At 69.2% G+C, this 16,349-nt stretch carries 17 protein-coding genes; 9 read left to right on the top strand and 8 right to left on the bottom strand.

Annotated features, from left to right (window positions below):
• Window positions 1-44 precede the first annotated feature (44 nt).
• Window positions 45-1,538 carry an alpha/beta hydrolase gene (locus ACN2C8_RS03940; protein WP_419254520.1) on the top strand — a complete coding sequence of 498 codons (1,494 nt, stop codon included), beginning with the start codon at window positions 45-47 and terminating at the stop codon, window positions 1,536-1,538.
• Window positions 1,539-1,596: 58 nt separating this feature from the next.
• Here ACN2C8_RS03940 and hutC read toward each other — a convergent pair whose 3' ends face one another.
• Window positions 1,597-2,307 carry a histidine utilization repressor gene (gene hutC, locus ACN2C8_RS03935; RefSeq protein WP_419254519.1) on the bottom strand — a complete coding sequence of 237 codons (711 nt, stop codon included), beginning with the start codon at window positions 2,305-2,307 and terminating at the stop codon, window positions 1,597-1,599.
• The gene (locus tag ACN2C8_RS03930; RefSeq protein WP_419254518.1) at window positions 2,304-3,701 is read right to left on the bottom strand and encodes a formimidoylglutamate deiminase; all 1,398 of its coding nucleotides are present in this window, start codon (window positions 3,699-3,701) and stop codon (window positions 2,304-2,306) included. The genes hutC and ACN2C8_RS03930 overlap by 4 nt, the downstream gene beginning before the upstream one ends.
• Window positions 3,702-3,773: 72 nt before the next feature.
• On the opposite strand from ACN2C8_RS03930, the gene hutI reads away from it, so the two are divergent.
• Genes hutI through hutU form a run of 4 tightly spaced genes read left to right on the top strand, consistent with a single transcriptional unit; the run spans window position 3,774 to window position 8,984 of the window.
• Window positions 3,774-4,979, top strand: a complete 1,206-nt coding sequence (gene hutI, locus ACN2C8_RS03925; RefSeq protein ID WP_419254517.1) for an imidazolonepropionase — start codon at window positions 3,774-3,776, stop codon at window positions 4,977-4,979.
• A gap of 2 nt (window positions 4,980-4,981) precedes the next feature.
• Entirely contained in the window at window positions 4,982-6,514 is a 1,533-nt protein-coding gene (gene hutH / locus ACN2C8_RS03920) for a histidine ammonia-lyase (RefSeq protein ID WP_419255808.1), read from the top strand.
• A complete protein-coding gene (hutG, locus tag ACN2C8_RS03915) occupies window positions 6,511-7,332 on the top strand; it encodes an N-formylglutamate deformylase (RefSeq protein ID WP_419254516.1) in 822 nt (273 codons plus the stop codon). Before hutH ends, hutG begins: the two co-directional genes overlap by 4 nt.
• The gene (gene hutU / locus ACN2C8_RS03910; RefSeq protein ID WP_419254515.1) at window positions 7,329-8,984 is read left to right on the top strand and encodes a urocanate hydratase; all 1,656 of its coding nucleotides are present in this window, start codon (window positions 7,329-7,331) and stop codon (window positions 8,982-8,984) included. Before hutG ends, hutU begins: the two co-directional genes overlap by 4 nt.
• Before the next feature lie 112 nt (window positions 8,985-9,096).
• Here the strand turns inward: hutU and ACN2C8_RS03905 are convergent, their stop codons facing one another.
• A complete protein-coding gene (locus ACN2C8_RS03905) occupies window positions 9,097-10,644 on the bottom strand; it encodes a glycine betaine ABC transporter substrate-binding protein (RefSeq protein WP_419254514.1) in 1,548 nt (515 codons plus the stop codon).
• Complete coding sequence (locus ACN2C8_RS03900) at window positions 10,637-11,413, bottom strand: ATP-binding cassette domain-containing protein (protein ID WP_419254513.1); 777 nt, start codon at window positions 11,411-11,413, stop codon at window positions 10,637-10,639. Before ACN2C8_RS03900 ends, ACN2C8_RS03905 begins: the two co-directional genes overlap by 8 nt.
• A gap of 146 nt (window positions 11,414-11,559) precedes the next feature.
• On the opposite strand from ACN2C8_RS03900, the gene ACN2C8_RS03895 reads away from it, so the two are divergent.
• Window positions 11,560-11,742, top strand: coding sequence for a hypothetical protein (locus ACN2C8_RS03895; RefSeq protein WP_419254512.1), 183 nt, complete (start codon window positions 11,560-11,562; stop codon window positions 11,740-11,742).
• Between the two features lie 661 nt (window positions 11,743-12,403).
• On the opposite strand, the gene fliE is transcribed toward ACN2C8_RS03895, so the two are convergent.
• The 3 genes from fliE to flgB are packed head-to-tail and all read right to left on the bottom strand — an operon-like array spanning window position 12,404 to window position 13,600.
• The gene (gene fliE, locus ACN2C8_RS03890; RefSeq protein WP_419254511.1) at window positions 12,404-12,712 is read right to left on the bottom strand and encodes a flagellar hook-basal body complex protein FliE; all 309 of its coding nucleotides are present in this window, start codon (window positions 12,710-12,712) and stop codon (window positions 12,404-12,406) included.
• Window positions 12,713-12,722: 10 nt separating this feature from the next.
• A complete protein-coding gene (flgC, locus tag ACN2C8_RS03885; RefSeq protein ID WP_419254510.1) occupies window positions 12,723-13,142 on the bottom strand; it encodes a flagellar basal body rod protein FlgC in 420 nt (139 codons plus the stop codon).
• An 11-nt stretch (window positions 13,143-13,153) separates the two neighbouring features.
• Window positions 13,154-13,600, bottom strand: a complete 447-nt coding sequence (gene flgB, locus ACN2C8_RS03880) for a flagellar basal body rod protein FlgB (protein WP_419254509.1) — start codon at window positions 13,598-13,600, stop codon at window positions 13,154-13,156.
• A 118-nt stretch (window positions 13,601-13,718) separates the two neighbouring features.
• Between flgB and ACN2C8_RS03875 the strand changes: the two genes are divergently transcribed.
• Genes ACN2C8_RS03875 through ACN2C8_RS03865 form a run of 3 tightly spaced genes read left to right on the top strand, consistent with a single transcriptional unit; the run spans window position 13,719 to window position 15,749 of the window.
• Complete coding sequence (locus ACN2C8_RS03875) at window positions 13,719-14,030, top strand: hypothetical protein (RefSeq protein ID WP_419255806.1); 312 nt, start codon at window positions 13,719-13,721, stop codon at window positions 14,028-14,030.
• On the top strand, window positions 14,027-14,827 hold the full coding sequence (gene fliP / locus ACN2C8_RS03870; RefSeq protein ID WP_419255804.1) for a flagellar type III secretion system pore protein FliP: 801 nt from the start codon (window positions 14,027-14,029) through the stop codon (window positions 14,825-14,827). Before ACN2C8_RS03875 ends, fliP begins: the two co-directional genes overlap by 4 nt.
• Window positions 14,828-14,837: 10 nt before the next feature.
• A complete protein-coding gene (locus ACN2C8_RS03865) occupies window positions 14,838-15,749 on the top strand; it encodes a ribokinase (protein WP_419254508.1) in 912 nt (303 codons plus the stop codon).
• Window positions 15,750-15,752: 3 nt separating this feature from the next.
• Here the strand turns inward: ACN2C8_RS03865 and ACN2C8_RS03860 are convergent, their stop codons facing one another.
• Window positions 15,753-16,250: a PAS domain-containing protein gene (locus ACN2C8_RS03860; RefSeq protein ID WP_419255802.1), complete on the bottom strand. Its 498-nt coding sequence runs from the start codon at window positions 16,248-16,250 to the stop codon at window positions 15,753-15,755.
• Window positions 16,251-16,349 lie beyond the last annotated feature (99 nt).

The following is a 16,349-nucleotide window of genomic DNA, read 5'->3' as shown; positions in this document are numbered from 1 at the left end:
GCTCCGCCATTCGCCGAAGAGACGGCGCCATTGACCGAAGCGGCGTGGCGGACGGCGCTGCGGACGGCTCAGCTATCGGCATGACCCAAACATCGCTCCATCGCCGCGCCCTGCTCGCCGCCGCCGGCCTCGCCCTTCCGACGCTGGCGTTTGCCCAGACCTCTGCTCCGGCGACATCTGCGACGCAGGCCGGCCCCATCCGCTTCAAGGGCTGGCGGGGCACGGACAAAGACGCCGAGCGGGGCTTCTTCGAAGTCCCCGAAGATCGTCGCGATCCCGGCTCGCGGAAGATCCGGCTGAGCTATGTCCGGTTTGCCTCCACAGCGGCCAAGCCGGGGCCGCCGATCATCTACCTGGCCGGCGGACCGGGTGGCACGGCGACGCGAGCGGCGGGCGGACCGCGCTTTCCGATCTTTATGGCCCTGCGTGAGGTCGCCGACGTCATCGCCTTCGACCAGCGGGGCACGGGCCTGTCCAACGCCATCCCGGAGCGGCCGGCCTCGACGCGCCCGCCGCCGGTGTTCACGGAAGCCGGGCTAAGCGCCTATTTCCGCCAGGACTTCCAGGAGGCCTGGGCCGACTGGACCAAGGCCGGCGTGGCCATGACGGGCTACAACACCGAACAGAACGCCGACGACATCGACGACCTGCGACGCCACCTGGGCGCGGAAAAGGTCGCCCTCTGGGGCATCAGCTATGGCACGCACCTGGCGCTGAGCATGCTCAAGCGGCACGGCGACCGTGTGAGCCGCGTGGCCCTGGCCAGCCTGGAGGGCCAGGACCAGACGGTGAAGCGGCCGGCGGCGATCGACGCACTTCTGCGCCAGGTGGATGGCCTGCTGGCCGCCGACCCCGCCGTCCGCGCGGCGATCCCCGACCTGCCGGCCCTGATGCGACGGGTGCATGCCAAGCTGGAAGCGGCGCCCGTCAGCCTGACCGCCACGCTGAACGGCGCGCCGGTCGACTTGCGGATTGGCGGCTTTGCCATTCAGCTCATGACGGGCGGGCTGATCGCCAATCCGCAGACCTTGGTCATGCTGCCGGGACTCTATCTGGCGCTCGACGCCGGTCAAACCGAAGTGCTGACGCCCTTCGCGAACGAATTCGCCGGTCTTCTCGGCATTGCCGGCATGCCGGAGACCACGGATCTGGCCTCGGGGATCTCGCCGGAACGGCTGGCCCTGGTGCGACGCGAGGCCAAGACCGCCGTCCTGGGCGCGGCGCTGAACTTCCCCATGCCGCAGCTACTGGGCGCGGTGCCGGGCGTGGACCTGGGCGAAGGCTTCCGGGCGCCGCTCCGCATCGACCATCCCGCCCTGCTGGTCGCCGGGACGTTGGACGGCCGCACGCCGATGCCCGAGCAGGACGAGGTGGCCGCCCAGTTCCGGCGAAAGTCCCGGGTGATCGTCGAGAACGCCGGCCACAATGTCTTCGAGGCCCATCCCGACGTGCAGGGCCTGCTGGTCCGGTTCTTCCGGGGCGAAGCCGTGGCCGACACCCGACTGAGCCTGCCGCCACCGCAGTTCAAGCTGGCGTGATCGGGCGGCGTTGCGCGGGAAATCCGGAACCCGGGGCGAGTCATCGCCGGCGCCGCGCCTAGGTCCCCGGCCCGAACCGCGCCACCAGGTCGTAAGCCTCGCCGGGGAACACCTGCCGCACGCGGGTGACGTGTTCGCCGGCGCGCCAGGTGCGACGGTCGACGACCAGGCAGGCGGCGCCTTCGTCCAGGTCGAGCAGGGCGGCGACCTCGGCGTCGGCGTTGACCGCGCTGATCCGGCTCTCGGCTTCGGTCCAGGCGACGTGTTCCAGCAGCCAGGCGCCGGGCGGCGTGGCTGACAGGTCGGCGGTCGCGGCCCCCGGCGCGGTCTTCAGGCTGATCAGGCGGCGTTCCAGGGCGAAGGGCCGGCCGCCGGCGTCGTGGACGCCTTCCAGCGCCAGCAACTTGCCGCCCGCCGCCAACTCGCGCTCGTCGGCGTTGCCCCGCTCGGCGCCGCGCGTGCGGCTCGACAGCAGGCGGAAGGCATAGGTCTCGCCGCGCGACAGGATGGCCGACTGGATGTCGGGAATGTTGAGCACCGGGGCATGCACCCTGGGCCGGGCCACGAACGAGCCGGCCCGCTTGCGGCGCACGATCAGTCCGGCCTCGACCAGGGCGGCCATCGCCTTGCTGACCGTCATCCGGGCGCAGCCGTACTGGGCCATCAGCTCGGTCTCGAACGGCACGCGATGGCCCGGCGGCCATTCGCCCGAGCGGATGCGGTCCTCGATATCGCCGCGAATGCGCTGGTGCAGCGGGACCGAGCTCACGCCAGCAGGGCCTTCAGGGTCTGGCGATAGCGCGCGCTCACCGCCTCGCGGGCATGGTGGCGACCGCCCGCGACCACCTGCCGGCCCTGCCGCCAGACGGTGTCGATGGCGCCGTGGCGACCGGCGAAGACCAGGCTGTCGATCAGGGTGTCGCCCTCGCGTCCGATCAGGGCGGGATGCTCGGCGTCCAGGGTGATGAAGTCGGCCGCCGCGCCGCGCTTCAGCCCGCCTCGCCCCGCGCCCAGGGCCTGGGCGCCGCCCGCGCAGGCGCCGCGCCAAAGCTCGCCGCCGGTCGAACGCCGGGGTCCGCCGGCCAGCACGTTGCGCGCCCGGCGGGTCAGGCGCTGGGCGTATTCCAGGGCCCGCACCTCCTCGGCCGCGTCGATCAGGATGTTGGAGTCGGTGCCCAGGCCGAACGCCCCGCCGGCCGCCAGATAGTCGTGGGTCGGGAAAACGCCGTCGCCCAGATTGGCCTCGGTGACCGGGCACAGGCCCGCCACCGCGCCGCTCTTGGCCAGGCGCTCGATCTCCATGGCGTTGATGTGGGTGGCGTGGATCAGGCACCAGCGCTTGTCGACCGGCGTGTGGTTCATCAGCCAGCGGACGGGCCGCTGACCGGTGGCGGCCAGGCAGTCGTCGACCTCCTTGGTCTGCTCGGCGACGTGCATGTGGATCGGGCCGTCGCCGGCCAGGGGCAGGATGGCGTCCAGTTCCTCGGCCGTCACCGCGCGCAGGCTGTGGGGCGCGATTCCGACCACCGCGTCGGGCGCGTCGGACACGATCTCGCGGCAACGCTCGACCAGCCGCGCGAAGCCGTCGACGTCGTGGATGAAGCGCTTCTGCCCATCCTTGGGCGGCGCGCCGCCGAAGTTGGAATGGGCGTAGAACACCGGCAGCAGGGTCAGGCCGATGCCCGTCTCGTCGGCGGCCGCCGCGATGCGCACGGCCATCTCGGCGGGGTCGTCATAGAACCCGCCCGCCGGGTCGTGGTGCAGATAGTGAAACTCGCCCACGCGGGTGAAACCACCCTCCAGCATCTCGATCTGGCCCATGGCGGCGATGGTCTGAACCTGGTCCGGACCCAGGCGACCGAGGAAGCGGTACATCACCTCGCGCCAGGTCCAGAAGTTGTCGCCGGTGTCGCCCCGCGCTTCGGCCAGGCCGGCCATGGCCCGCTGAAAGGCGTGGCTGTGAACATTGGCCAGACCCGGCAGGGCCGCGCCCAGGCGGATGGCGTCGCCGGCGGGGACGTCAGGGTCGATGCGGGCGATGCGGCCCTCCGACAGGGTCAGCCTGACACTTCGCGCCCAGCCGTCGGCCAGCAGCGCGCTCTGGCACCAGACGACGGTCGCGCCCGTGTCCATGGGGGCTTGGGGAATCTGCGTGTCGGTCACTGGACAGGGCTCCTCGCTTGCTAATATGTCTATACATATTGAACACTGCCGCAAGAGAGGGAGGCGGGCGGAATGCAGTGCGACACACTGTGGACAACTTGCCGGCTCGCCACCCTTGATCCGGCGCGCGAGGGCCTGGGACTCGTCGAGCGCGGCGTGGTCGCAGCCCGTGATGGCCGCATCGTCTATGCCGGCGAGGCTGCCGACGCCCCAGCCTTCGAGGCCGTCGAAATCGTCGACTGCGAGGGCCGCTGGATCACCCCCGGCCTGATCGATCCCCACACCCATCTCGTCTTTGCCGGCGACCGCGCCCACGAGTTCGAACTGCGTCTGGCCGGCGCTTCCTATGAGGAGATCGCCCGGTCAGGCGGCGGCATCGTCTCGACCATGACCGCCACTCGCGCGGCGTCTGAACAGCAACTGGTCGCCGCCGCCCTGCCCCGCCTGGACGCCCTGATCGCGCAGGGCGTGACGACGGTCGAGATCAAGTCCGGCTACGGCCTGTCGCTGGACGACGAGCTGAAATGCCTGCGCGCCGCCCGAGCCCTGGCTGACCGCCGCTCGATCGATATCCGCACCACCCTGCTGGGCGCCCACGCCCTGCCGCCCGAGTTCAAGGGTGATCCGGACGGCTATATCGACCTGGTCTGCAAGCAGATGATCCCCGCCGTAGCCGACGCCAAGCTGGCCGACGCGGTCGATGTGTTCTGCGAGGGCATCGGCTTCACCCCGGCCCAGACAAGGCGGGTATTCCAGGCCGCCCACAAACGGGGCCTGAAGATCAAGATCCACGCCGAGCAGCTGTCCAACCAGAACGGCGCGGCCCTGGCGGCCGAGTTCTGGGCCCTGTCGGCCGACCATCTGGAATATCTGGATCAGGCCGGGGTCGAGGCCATGGCCGCCGCCGGCACGGTCGCCACCCTGCTGCCCGGCGCCTTCTATTTCACGCGCGAGCACAAGCTGCCGCCGATCGAGGCCCTGCGCGCGGCGGGTGTGCCGATGGCCCTGGCCACCGACTGCAATCCCGGCACCTCGCCCCTGACCTCGCCGCTGCTGGTCATGAACATGGCCGCCACCCTGTTTCGCATGACCGTCGAAGAGTGCCTGGCCGGCCTCACCCGCGAGGCCGCCCGGGCCTTGGGCCTGCTGGCCGACCGCGGCACGCTGCAGGCGGGCAAGGCCTGCGACCTCGCCATCTGGGACATCGAGCGTCCCGCCGAACTTGTTTATCGCATGGGCTTCAACCCGCTGCATGCCCGCGTCTGGAAGGGTCATTGACCATGGTTGTTCTGCATCCCGGCGAAGTCTTCCTGATGGAGTGGAAGAAGGTCTATCGCGGCGAGGCCGCTCGGCTGCATGACGACGCCTGGCCGGTGATCGCGCGCAGCGCCGAGGCGGTCGAACGCATCCTGGCCCGGGGTGAGCCGGTCTACGGGATCAATACCGGCTTTGGGAAACTGGCCAGCGTCCGCATCGGCGACGAGGACCTGGAACGGCTGCAGCGCAACATCGTGTTGTCCCACGCCGCCGGCACGGGCGAGCCGTCGCCGGTTGCCGTGATCCGCCTGATGATGGCCCTGAAACTGGCCAGCCTGGCCCAGGGCGCGTCGGGCGTAAGGGCCTCGACCGTCAGGCTGCTGGAGGCCATGCTGGTCCAGAACCTGACGCCGGTGATCCCCTGCCAGGGCTCGGTCGGGGCCTCGGGCGATCTGGCCCCGCTGGCGCACATGGCCGCGACCATGATCGGCGTGGGCGAGATCTTCGTCGACGGCGTCCGCGTTCCCGCCGCCCAAGCCCTGGAAGACGCCGGCCTAGCCCCGCTGGTGCTGGGCCCCAAGGAGGGTCTGGCCCTGCTGAACGGCACCCAGTTCTCCAACGCCAACGCCCTGGCCGCCCTGTTCGAGGCCGAGCTGCTGTTCCAGTCGGCCCTGATCACCGGCGCCCTGTCGACCGAGGCCGCCAAGGGTTCGGACACGCCGTTCGACCCGCGCATCCACCTGCTGCGCCGCCATGTCGGCCAGATCGAGACCGCCGCCGCCCTGCGCAGCCTGATGGCCGGCTCGGCGATCCGCGCCTCGCACCTGAAGGAGGACGAGCGGGTCCAGGACCCCTATTGCCTGCGCTGCCAGCCCCAGGTGATGGGCGCGGCGCTGGACGTGCTGAAACAGGCGGCGACCACCCTGGCCACCGAGGCCAATGGCGTGTCGGACAATCCGCTGATCTTCCCCAGCGACGTGGAGGGCGGCGACGAGGCCCTGTCGGGCGGCAATTTCCACGCCGAGCCCGTGGCCTTCGCGGCCGACATGATCGCCCTGGCGGTCTGCGAGATCGGCTCGATCGCCGAGCGTCGCATCGCCATGCTGGTCGACCCGGCCCTGTCGGGCCTGCCGGCCTTCCTGACGCCCAAGCCGGGCCTCAACTCCGGCTTCATGATCCCGCAGGTCACGGCGGCGGCCCTGGTGTCGGAGAACAAGCAGAAGGCCTATCCGGCCAGCGTCGACTCGATCCCGACCTCGGCCAACCAGGAAGATCACGTCTCGATGGCCGCCCACGGCGCCCGGCGGCTGCTGGCCATGGTCGAGAGCGCCACGGCGGTCATCGGCATCGAGCTGCTGGCGGCCGCCCAGGGCTGTGATTTCCATGCGCCGCTGAAGTCGAGCGAAGTGCTGGAGGCGGTGCGCGGACTGGTTCGCAAGCAGGTGCCGCATCTGGAAGACGACCGGCATTTCCACCCCGACATGGAGGCCGCCAACCGGCTGGTCCGCTCTGGCGCGGTGATCGCGGCGGCGAGTGACCTGCCGGGGGTGGTGTGATGTCCTGGCTCCAGATCACGCGCGGTAACGCTCCGCTGATCGTCAGCCTGCCGCACACCGGAACAGAGATCCCGGCGGAGATCGAGGCCCGCCTCGTCTCGCCCTGGCTGGCCCGCAAGGACGCCGACTGGTGGGTGGACAAACTCTATGACTTCGCCGGCGACCTGGGCGCCACCGTGATCCGCACGGCGATCTCGCGCACGGTGATCGACGTCAATCGCGACCCGTCCGGCGCCTCGCTCTATCCGGGCCAGACGACCACCGAGCTTTGCCCGACCACCACCTTCGACGGCGAGCCGCTGTATCGTGACGGCCAGGCGCCGGACGAGACCGAGATCGCCCGTCGTCGCACGGCTTTCTTCGATCCGTATCACGCGGCGTTGACCGCCGAGATCGCCCGGCTGCGGCAAAGCCATCAGCGGGTCGTGCTCTACGAGGCCCACTCGATCCGCTCGCTGGTGCCGCGCCTGTTCGACGGTCCGCTGCCGCAGTTCAACCTCGGCACCAACAGCGGCGACAGCTGCGACGACGCCCTGACGGCGTCGGTCGAGGCGGCTTGCGACGCCTCGGATCTCAGCCGCGTCACCAACGGTCGCTTCAAGGGCGGCTGGACCACGCGCCACTACGGCCAACCGGCCCAGGGCGTCCACGCCCTCCAGATGGAGCTGGCCTGCCGGGGCTACATGGACGACCCGGTCGAGGCCCCGACGCCCGACGCCTGGCCCGCACCTTACCGCCCCGACCAGGCCGCGCCGATGCGCGCGGTGCTGGGCGAGGTTCTTTCCGCCTGCATCGCCTTTGCGAGACCCCCAGCATGACCCGCATCGACAACAGCCGCGTCATCCGCGCCGCCAAAGGAACCGAGCTGACCGCCAAGTCGTGGCTGACCGAAGCGCCCCTGCGCATGTTGATGAACAACCTGCATCCCGACGTCGCCGAGCGGCCCGAGGAGCTGGTGGTCTATGGCGGCATCGGCCGGGCGGCGCGAGACTGGGAGAGCTTTGACAAGATCGTCGAGACCCTGCGGCGGCTGGAGGATGACGAGACCCTGCTGGTCCAGTCGGGCAAGCCCGTGGGGGTGTTCAAGACTCATAGCGATGCCCCCCGGGTGCTGATCGCCAATTCCAACCTGGTGCCGCGCTGGGCGACCTGGGAGCATTTCAACGAACTGGATCGCAAGGGCCTGGCCATGTACGGCCAGATGACCGCCGGCTCGTGGATCTATATCGGCGCCCAGGGCATCGTTCAGGGCACCTATGAGACCTTCGTCGAGATGGGCCGCCAGCATCATGGCGGCGACCTGTCGGGCAAGTGGCTGCTGACGGCAGGCCTGGGCGGCATGGGCGGGGCCCAGCCCCTGGCGGCGGTGATGGCCGGCGCCTCGTGCCTAGCCATCGAGTGCCAGCCGTCGCGGATCGAGATGCGGCTGCGCACCGGCTATCTGGACAAGTCGACCGACAGTCTCGACGAGGCCCTGGCCTGGATCGAGCAGGCCAAGAGCCCGATCTCGGTCGGCCTGCTGGGCAACGCCGCGCAGCTATTGCCGGAGATGTTCAGGCGCGGCATCCGGCCGGACCTGCTGACCGACCAGACCAGCGCTCACGATCCGATCAACGGCTACCTCCCGGCCGGCTGGACGCTGGAGCAGTGGGCGACCGCCAAGGAGCGCGACCCGGACAGCGTCAACCGCGCCGCCCGCGCCTCGATGGCGGTGCACGTCCAGGCCATGCTCGACTTCCAGGCCGCCGGGGTGCCGACCGTCGACTATGGCAACAACATCCGCCAGATGGCGCTGGAGGAAGGCGTGACCAACGCCTTCGATTTCCCAGGCTTCGTGCCGGCCTATATCCGCCCGCTGTTCTGCCAGGGCATCGGGCCGTTCCGCTGGGCGGCGCTGTCAGGCGATCCGGAGGACATCGCCAAGACCGACGCCAAGGTCAAGGAACTGATCCCCGACAATCGCCACCTGCATAACTGGCTCGACATGGCCGCCGAGAGGATCAAGTTCCAGGGCCTGCCCGCCCGGATCTGCTGGGTCGGCCTGGGCGATCGTCACCGGCTGGGCCTGGCCTTCAACGCGATGGTCGCCAGCGGCGAGCTGAAGGCTCCTATCGTCATCGGCCGCGATCACCTGGACAGCGGCTCGGTCGCCTCGCCCAATCGCGAGACCGAGGCGATGCGCGACGGGTCGGACGCGGTCTCGGACTGGCCGCTGCTCAACGCCCTGCTGAACACGGCCTCGGGCGCCACCTGGGTGTCGCTGCACCATGGCGGCGGGGTGGGCATGGGCTTCTCGCAGCACGCCGGCATGGTCATCGTGGCCGACGGCACCGAGGCGGCGGCCAAGCGCCTGGCCCGCGTGCTGTGGAACGACCCGGCCAGCGGGGTGATGCGCCACGCGGATGCGGGGTATGACATCGCGGTGGATTGCGCCCGGGAGAAGGGTCTGGATCTGCCGGGGATTCTGTAAGCAGATCCTCCCCCACTGGGGGAGGTGGCCCAAAGGGCCGGAGGGGGCAGCGCGGCATAGGCCCAGATGCCCCCTCAGTCGCTCCGCGACAGCTCCCCCAGAGGGGGAGCATCTAACGCGCCAGCATCTTCGCCGCCTCCGCCGCGCTGAGCTTGTTTGCATCCCGGTCCACCGCGTAGTTGGCCGCCTGCATCCGCTTGACGTCGATGCTCCCCGCCAGCGGCGACAGGGCCGAGACCAGTCGCCGGTCCGCAGCCCGCCTCGGCGAGACCAGGATCACCGCGTCATAGGGCGGCAACGCCCCCTTGGGGTCGCCCAGCAGCACCAGGTCATCGGCCGCGATCCGCCCGTCGCTGGAGAAGGCCGAGATCACGTCGGCCTCGCCCGAGGCCAGGGCGCGGTACATGAAGGTGGGCTGGAACTGGCGCTTGGTCCTGAAGCTCAGACCATAGGCGGTCTCGACGCTCTTCCACTCAGGGCGGGAGAAAAACTCAAGGTCGCCGCCCATGGTCAGGCTTCCGCCCTTGGCGGCAAGGTCGGCCAGGGTCCTGATGCCCAGGCGCTCCGCCGTGTCGCGACGCATGGCCAGGGCGTAGGCGTTCTCGAAGCCCAGCGGGGCCAGAAGCACGACGCCGTCGCGGTCTTTAAGGCCGGTGCGCAGCTGGTCCAGCACCGCCTGTCGGCCGGGATTGTCCTTGCGGCCCAGCACATTGGCCCAGAGAGTGCCGGAATAGTCGACATAGGCGTCGATCTCGCCGGCCGCCAGGGCGCGATAGGCCACCGCCGAGCCGAGATTGATCTTGCGCTCGACCCGCCCGCCGCGCGCCTCAACCCGCGTCGCCATCAGCTCGGCCAGCACATATTGCTCGGAGAAGTTCTTGGCCCCGATCACGTAGCTGGGCTGGCCCCGGCTCAACGCCACGCCGGCCAGGGGCGCCAGCGCCGCGGCGAGGCCGACGGCAAGACCGGCCACGCCGGCGATCCAGCGGCCGCGAATCCGACGACCGACGCCGCTTTCGATCAGGCCCAGCAACTGATCGACGACCATGGCCAGCACGGCGGAGCCCGCGCAGCCGACCAGCACCGCCACCCAGTCCTCGGTCTGCAGCCCCGAGAAGATGTAGTCGCCCAGCGAGGTCTGCCCGACGGGAGTGGAAAGGGTGGCAGCGCCGATGGTCCACACCGCCGCCGTCCGCACCCCGGCCATGATCACCGGCAGGGCCAGGGGCAGTTCCACCCGCCAAAGCCTCTGTCGGTCGGTCATGCCGACGCCGCGCGCCGCCTCGACCACGGCCGGGTCGACGCCGGTCAGGCCGGCCGACGTGTTCCGCAGGATCGGCAGCATCGAATACAGGGTCAGGGCCAGCAGCGACGGCAGGAAACCCAGGGCCGAAAAGCCGTGGCCCAGCACCCGCTCGCTCAGGCCCGACAGCAGCAGCAGCAGCGGGAAGAACAGGGCCAGCAGGGCCAGGCTGGGAATGGTCTGGATCAGCCCCGCCAGCGACAGCGAGATCCAGCGCAGGCGGGGATTGCGGGCGGCCAGTACGCCCAGCGGCAGGGCGATCAGCAGGCCCAGGGCCAGCGCGGCGGCCGACAGGGCGACATGCCAGCCCAGCCGCTCGGGCAGCAGGGCCAGGGCCTGATGCAGGCGATCATCCATGGATAAGCCTCGCCAGCTTCTCGGCCTGACGGCGCGGGGCGTCGATCAGGGCGGCGACGCGGGGGTCGGCATGGCTGTCGGACAGCAGGGCGGAGGGGGTGTCGTCGGCGATAATCCGACCATCTGCCATCACCACGACGCGGTCGGCGGTCAGCAGGGCCTCGCCGACATCGTGAGTGACCATCACCGTGGTCAGGCCCAGGGCTTCGTGCAGGCGGCGCACGTCTTGCGCCAAGGCCACGCGGGTCACCGGATCCAGGGCGCCGAACGGCTCGTCCATCAGCAGGATCGACGGCTCGGCCGCCAGGGCGCGGGCCACGCCCACCCGCTGGCGCTGGCCGCCGGAGAGTTCGGCCGGCAGGCGCACGGCAATGTCACGGGGCAGCGCGACCAGATCGAGCAAGGTGTCGACCCGCGCGGCGGTCGTCTCGGCCGGCCAGTCCAGCAGGCTGGGGGTGATCCCGATGTTCTGGGCCACGGTCATGTGGGGAAACAGGCCCACCTCCTGGAAGACATAGCCGATGCGGCGGCGCAGGGCCGGGCCGGGCTGTCCGGCCACATCCTGGCCGTCGATCAGCACGCGCCCGGTGGTCGGGACGATCAGGGCGTTGAGGGTCTTGAGCAGGGTGGTCTTGCCCGCCCCCGATCCGCCGACCAGGGCCACGAACTGGCCCCGGGCGATCGACAGGCTGGCGCCGGTCAGTACCGGTGCGCCGTCATAGGTCTTGCCGATCTCGTCAAGGATGATGAGGGCATCTGAAACGGTCATGCAGTCTCCGGCGGCGCGCGCCCTACCCTCGCCCGGATCGCCGCCGTCGCAAAGCCCGGGTGCGACAAGGCGGCGCGCGGCGAATGTCGCAGTGGTGCGGAACCGACTCAATCCCGATCCTGTTGATGGTTAATCGGAGATCACAGATGGCCTCGTCCCTGCAGTCCGCCCCCTTCGACGCTCGCCGCGGCAAGCGTCGCGCCAGCCAGTGGCCGCTGGGCCTGTCGGTCCTGGTCATGACCGTGGCCAATGCGGCCCTGTGGTACGCGATCTACGCCCTGACCCACGGCGTCTTCGCCCTGGATCCGCGCTTTTTCGCGGGACTTTGAGCGCCGCTGGCGGACACGGCTCAGCACCCCCGCGCGGAACCGCCGAGGGACTGGAAAGGGTCGCGGAGCGCCCGGGCCTCGCCCGGATGAGTAGATAGAAGATACCGTTTCGACGAAGCCGTCCGCTCCGCGTGACCGTTTTCCGTCAGCCTCCCGTCGGGTGGCCCTCTTAAGGCCTTACCGGGACCCGGACCGCGCCATTTCCAGCGCGCTCCGGCGGTCGAAGAGGACGGGCTTTCAGCCAGACACGCCCTTTTGCCTTCAACCATGCCGACGGCGGGCGGGTCTGGCCAGCAACCAGATCCCCGGACCGGTCGAGTATCCCCCTCGACCCCAGCCCCGCTCGATCACCCCCCGCCGCCGCAATGGTCGCTGGCCTTGCGCCCTTCCCTCGCGACGAGGTGGGACAAGAATACGGGAGGTTTGAGCGCGTCTGACGGGCGCGCTCGTGTTTTCTACAAGCGTTTGATCTGGTTGGGATTTGCCTGGAAGATCGCGGGGATTGAGGGCGGTCTATCCCCACAAGTCCTCCCCCTGAAGGGGGAGGTGTCGGCCCATTCGGGCCGACGGAGGGGGAAGTGACGGCTGACTCCTCGCGGTCTTCCCCCACCGGCCTCCGGCCGCCTCCCCCTTCAGGGGGAGGGCTTGTCAGAACGCCCCCCTAGATCGGCATCCGCATGATTTCCTGATACGCCGAGATCACCTGATCGCGCACGGCCATCACCGTCTCGAGGCTGGCTTCCGCCGACGAGATGGCCGTGACCACGTCGATCAGTTCGGCCTTGCCGGCCACCTGCTCGGCGACCTTCATTTCGGCGGCCTTGGAGGTCTGGGTGACCTCGTTCATGGCGTTCTTCAGGAGGTCCCCGAAGTCCATGCCCTTGGCGGCGGAGGTCCCGCCGCCGATCGAGCCGACAGACATGGCGCCTTGCGAAGCATAGGCCTTGGCGGCGGCGAGCGCGGTGATCATCGGTCAGCCCCTATTTGCGCAGCATGTCGAGGGTGCGCGACTGCATGGCGCGCGCGGTCTCGATGACATTGAGATTGGCTTCGTAGGCGCGTTGCGCCTCTTTCATGTCGAGCGCCTCGACCAGCGAATTGACGTTGGGCAGCTTGACGTAGCCCTTGTCGTCGGCGGCCGGGTTGCCCGGGTCATATTCGGTCTTGAAGGCGCTCTGGTCTTCCTCAACGCGCAGCATCTGCACGCCCTCGGCGCCCTCGATCTTGGTCGGCTTGAACACCGGCACCTGGCGGCGGTACGGGTCGCCGCCTGGAGTGCGGGCGGTGGAATTGGCGTTGGCGATGTTCTCGGCGATGACCCGCATGCGGCCTTGCTGGGCGCGCAGGGCCGAGCTGGCCACAGCCATGGTCGACAGCGAGTTTGACTTGATCTCAGGCATCTAGTCCTCCCTCACCCGTTAACCTTGCGGGCGGCCATCCGCAGCATGGTCATGGACTTCTGGTAGAAGCCGACGGCGGCGTCATAGTTCATGCGCGCGTCGGACATCTTGAGCATCTGGTCCTCGAGGTTCACGGCGTTGCCGTCGAGGTTGGTCTCGGTGTCAGCGCCGGCCGTGGCGCGCCAGGCGCTCGGCGCGCTCGACGGGGCCATGTGCGAGGCCGAGGTGGCCATCATCGAAACGCCGCTGGTCGGGGCAACCCGGCCGCCGCGATAGGGCGCCTGGCCCGAGCCCTGGTTCATCAGCGAGGCCTGGAAGCTGTAGGCCTTCAGATCGCGCGGCTGATAGCCGGGCGTGCTGGCGTTGGCCACATTCTGGGCGATGACCTTCTGCCGCTCGGACAGATAGCCCAGCCGGCTCTTGAGCATGCCAAAAAGGGGAATGTCGTCGGGACCCATGGCGATCATGGTGAAGAAACAGGGTTAATCGGCCATTAAGGAGCCTCAGGCACACCAGTCTCAGCGGGGTGTTTCGCCTGCGCCATCTTGTCTCGCAGAGTTGGTCGATCCGGGCGTCATGAACATTCTGGAATTCATCCGCGCCATCGCCGCCCTGGCCGTCACCCTGGGCCTGATCGGCCTGGCGGCCTATGCCCTGCGCCGCTTTGGGCCCGACGCGCTGACGCGCATGGTTCACGCCCGGCAGGTGCGCAGGCTGCGGGTGGTCGAGAGCCTGGTCCTGGATCCCACCCGACGCCTGGTGATCTTCAGCCTGGACGGCGAGGAGCGCCTGATGCTGCTGGGCGAGGGCAAGTTGCTGGACTGGGGGCCCAAACCCGCCGCCGCCCCTCCCTCCCCCGCTGTTCCCGCCCCGGAGCCCGTGGTCTGATGCGCAGCCTGATCAAATCCATCACCGGCGCCAATTCGCAGGACCTGCGCCGCGCCGCCATCATCTCGGTGCTGGTCGCGCTCGGCACGACGATCCTGCCCGCCGCCGCCTTCGCCTCGTCGGCGATCAATGTGAACCTGGGCACCGGGGCCGGCCTGTCCGAGCGCGTTGTCCAGATGGTCGGCCTGCTGACGGTGCTGTCGCTGGCGCCGTCGATCGTGATCATGACCACCTCGTTCGTGCGCATCGTCGTGGTGCTGGGCCTTTTGCGCACCGCCATCGGCGTGCAGCAGAGCCCGCCCAATCCGGTGATCATCAGCCTGGCCCTGTTCCTGACCGCCATCGTCATGGGCCCGACCTTCGAGCGATCCTATGACCTGGGCGTCAAGCCGCTGCTGGACAGGCAGATGGAGCTGCCCGAGGCGTTCGAGGCGGCCGGCGGGCCGGTCAAGGAATTCATGCTCAAGCAGGTGGATCGCGAGGACCTGGCCCTGTTCGTGCGCCTGTCGAAGATCCCCACGCCCAAGACCGCCGCTGACACCCCGCTCAAGGTGGTGACGCCGGCCTTCATGATTTCCGAACTGAAGCGCGCCTTTGCGATCGGCTTTCTGCTGTTCATCCCCTTCCTGGTCATCGACCTGGTCGTCGCCAGCGTGCTGATGAGCATGGGCATGATGATGCTGCCGCCGGCCACAATCAGTCTGCCGTTCAAGCTGATCTTCTTCGTCCTGGTGGACGGCTGGCGACTCGTTGCAGGCAGTCTTGTTGAGAGTTTCCAGCGCGGCGCTGGGGGTTAAGGGTCAGGCTATGAGTGTCTTTGTTCTGGGTTCCATCAATCTGGACGCCGTTGCGCGGGTCGATGACCTGCCGCGTCCGGGCGAGACGGTGGCGGGCCTGTCGCTGGAGCTGTTTCCCGGCGGCAAGGGCGCCAACCAGGCCGTAGCCGCCGCACGCATGGGCGCCCCGACCCGGCTGATGGGCGCGGTGGGCAAGGAAGACGCCGGCCCCGGGCTGAAGACCAAGCTGTCGGAATATGGCGTGCAGGTCGGCGATGTCCTGGAGCTGCCCGGTGTCCCGACGGGCCAGGCCCATGTCTGGGTGGCGACCAGCGGCGAGAACATGATCGTGGTGACCAGCGGCGCCAACGCCGCCATCACCCCGCAGCACGTGGCCGCCACGTCGCTGGACGGCCAGCGGATCCTGCTCAGCCAGCTGGAATCCCCGGCCCACGCGATCGAAACCCTGTTCCGGGCCGGCGCCGCCAAGGGCGCCCTGCGGATGCTGAACGCCGCCCCCGCCCTGCCCCAGGGCGCGGCGCTGTTTCCGCTGACCGACATCCTGATCCTCAACCAGACTGAACTGGCGACCTACGCCAAGCTCGACCAGGAGCCCGTTCGGCTGGAAGAGGTGTCGCGCGCGTCACGCAAGCTGATGAGCCGTCCCGACCAGGTGGTGATCGTCACCCTGGGCGCGGCGGGCGTGGCCTGCATCCGACGCGACGAGGCCTTCCTGATCGAGGGCCGCAAGGTCAAGGCCGTCGACACCACTGGGGCCGGCGACTGCTTCTGCGGCGCCCTGGCGGCCTGCCTGTCGATCAACATGGACCTGCGCGAAGCCGTCGAGATGGCCAACGCCGCCGCCGGCCTGTCGGTGCAGAAATCCGGCGCCGCGCCGTCCATGCCCAGCAAGCGCGAGGTCGAGGCGTTTCTGGAGGGCTGAGGCTCAGGCCGCGCGGATGCCGCTGAAGCCGTGATCCGACGCCGAGCCGATGATCGCGTCATAGCCGAGGATCATGTCGACGTCCTTGCCGTTGCTGGCCAGGGGCAGGCGCAGCCACAGGATCGACATGTGCGGCGCGCCACGCCAGGCCATGCTGTGGACGCCGACGCCGGGACGGCGGCCGTCGACCACCTTGTCCAGCTCCTTGCGCCAGTAGTCACCGGCGGCGGAGTTATAGACGTCCGACAGACCCTTGCCGGTGATCTCGCGGCCATAGACACCGTACAGGCCGGTGCCGGCCAGACGCAGGCGATAGTCGCGTGGCTCGTTGATCACGTCGATCAGGCTGACAGTCGGCAGCATGCGCTTGATGCCGAGCGGGTTCAGGTCCGCACGCGCCGGGAGGGCTGCCCCCCGTCGGAGTGACGCCCAGTAGGCGAACATCTCCTGGTGAGCGCGGGCCGCCGAGGCCGATGCGCTCAACTGCGCGTTCATCTTCAGATTCCTTAACAAGCCGTTGGAATCACGACGATTCACTATCGCTTAAGGACCGAATCGCGGGCAAGCGAAAACCGCGCCTCCAGCCAAGATTTCGGTAAG

The organism is Caulobacter sp. ErkDOM-C (assembly GCF_048541825.1).
Taxonomy (GTDB): domain Bacteria; phylum Pseudomonadota; class Alphaproteobacteria; order Caulobacterales; family Caulobacteraceae; genus Caulobacter.
This window is presented reverse-complemented; position numbering and strand designations above follow the sequence as displayed.

Bases quoted from the DNA above. Each gene is read 5' to 3' on its own strand.
- hutI (WP_419254517.1), top strand. From the start codon at position 3,774: ATGCAGTGCGACACACTGTGGACAACTTGCCGGCTCGCCACCCTTGAT.
- hutH (WP_419255808.1), top strand. From the start codon at position 4,982: ATGGTTGTTCTGCATCCCGGCGAAGTCTTCCTGATGGAGTGGAAGAAG.
- hutU (WP_419254515.1), top strand. From the start codon at position 7,329: ATGACCCGCATCGACAACAGCCGCGTCATCCGCGCCGCCAAAGGAACC.
- ACN2C8_RS03905 (WP_419254514.1), bottom strand. From the start codon at position 10,644: ATGGATGATCGCCTGCATCAGGCCCTGGCCCTGCTGCCCGAGCGGCTG.
- ACN2C8_RS03900 (WP_419254513.1), bottom strand. From the start codon at position 11,413: ATGACCGTTTCAGATGCCCTCATCATCCTTGACGAGATCGGCAAGACC.
- ACN2C8_RS03895 (WP_419254512.1), top strand. From the start codon at position 11,560: ATGGCCTCGTCCCTGCAGTCCGCCCCCTTCGACGCTCGCCGCGGCAAG.
- fliE (WP_419254511.1), bottom strand. From the start codon at position 12,712: ATGATCACCGCGCTCGCCGCCGCCAAGGCCTATGCTTCGCAAGGCGCC.
- flgC (WP_419254510.1), bottom strand. From the start codon at position 13,142: ATGCCTGAGATCAAGTCAAACTCGCTGTCGACCATGGCTGTGGCCAGC.
- flgB (WP_419254509.1), bottom strand. From the start codon at position 13,600: ATGGGTCCCGACGACATTCCCCTTTTTGGCATGCTCAAGAGCCGGCTG.
- ACN2C8_RS03875 (WP_419255806.1), top strand. From the start codon at position 13,719: ATGAACATTCTGGAATTCATCCGCGCCATCGCCGCCCTGGCCGTCACC.
- ACN2C8_RS03865 (WP_419254508.1), top strand. From the start codon at position 14,838: ATGAGTGTCTTTGTTCTGGGTTCCATCAATCTGGACGCCGTTGCGCGG.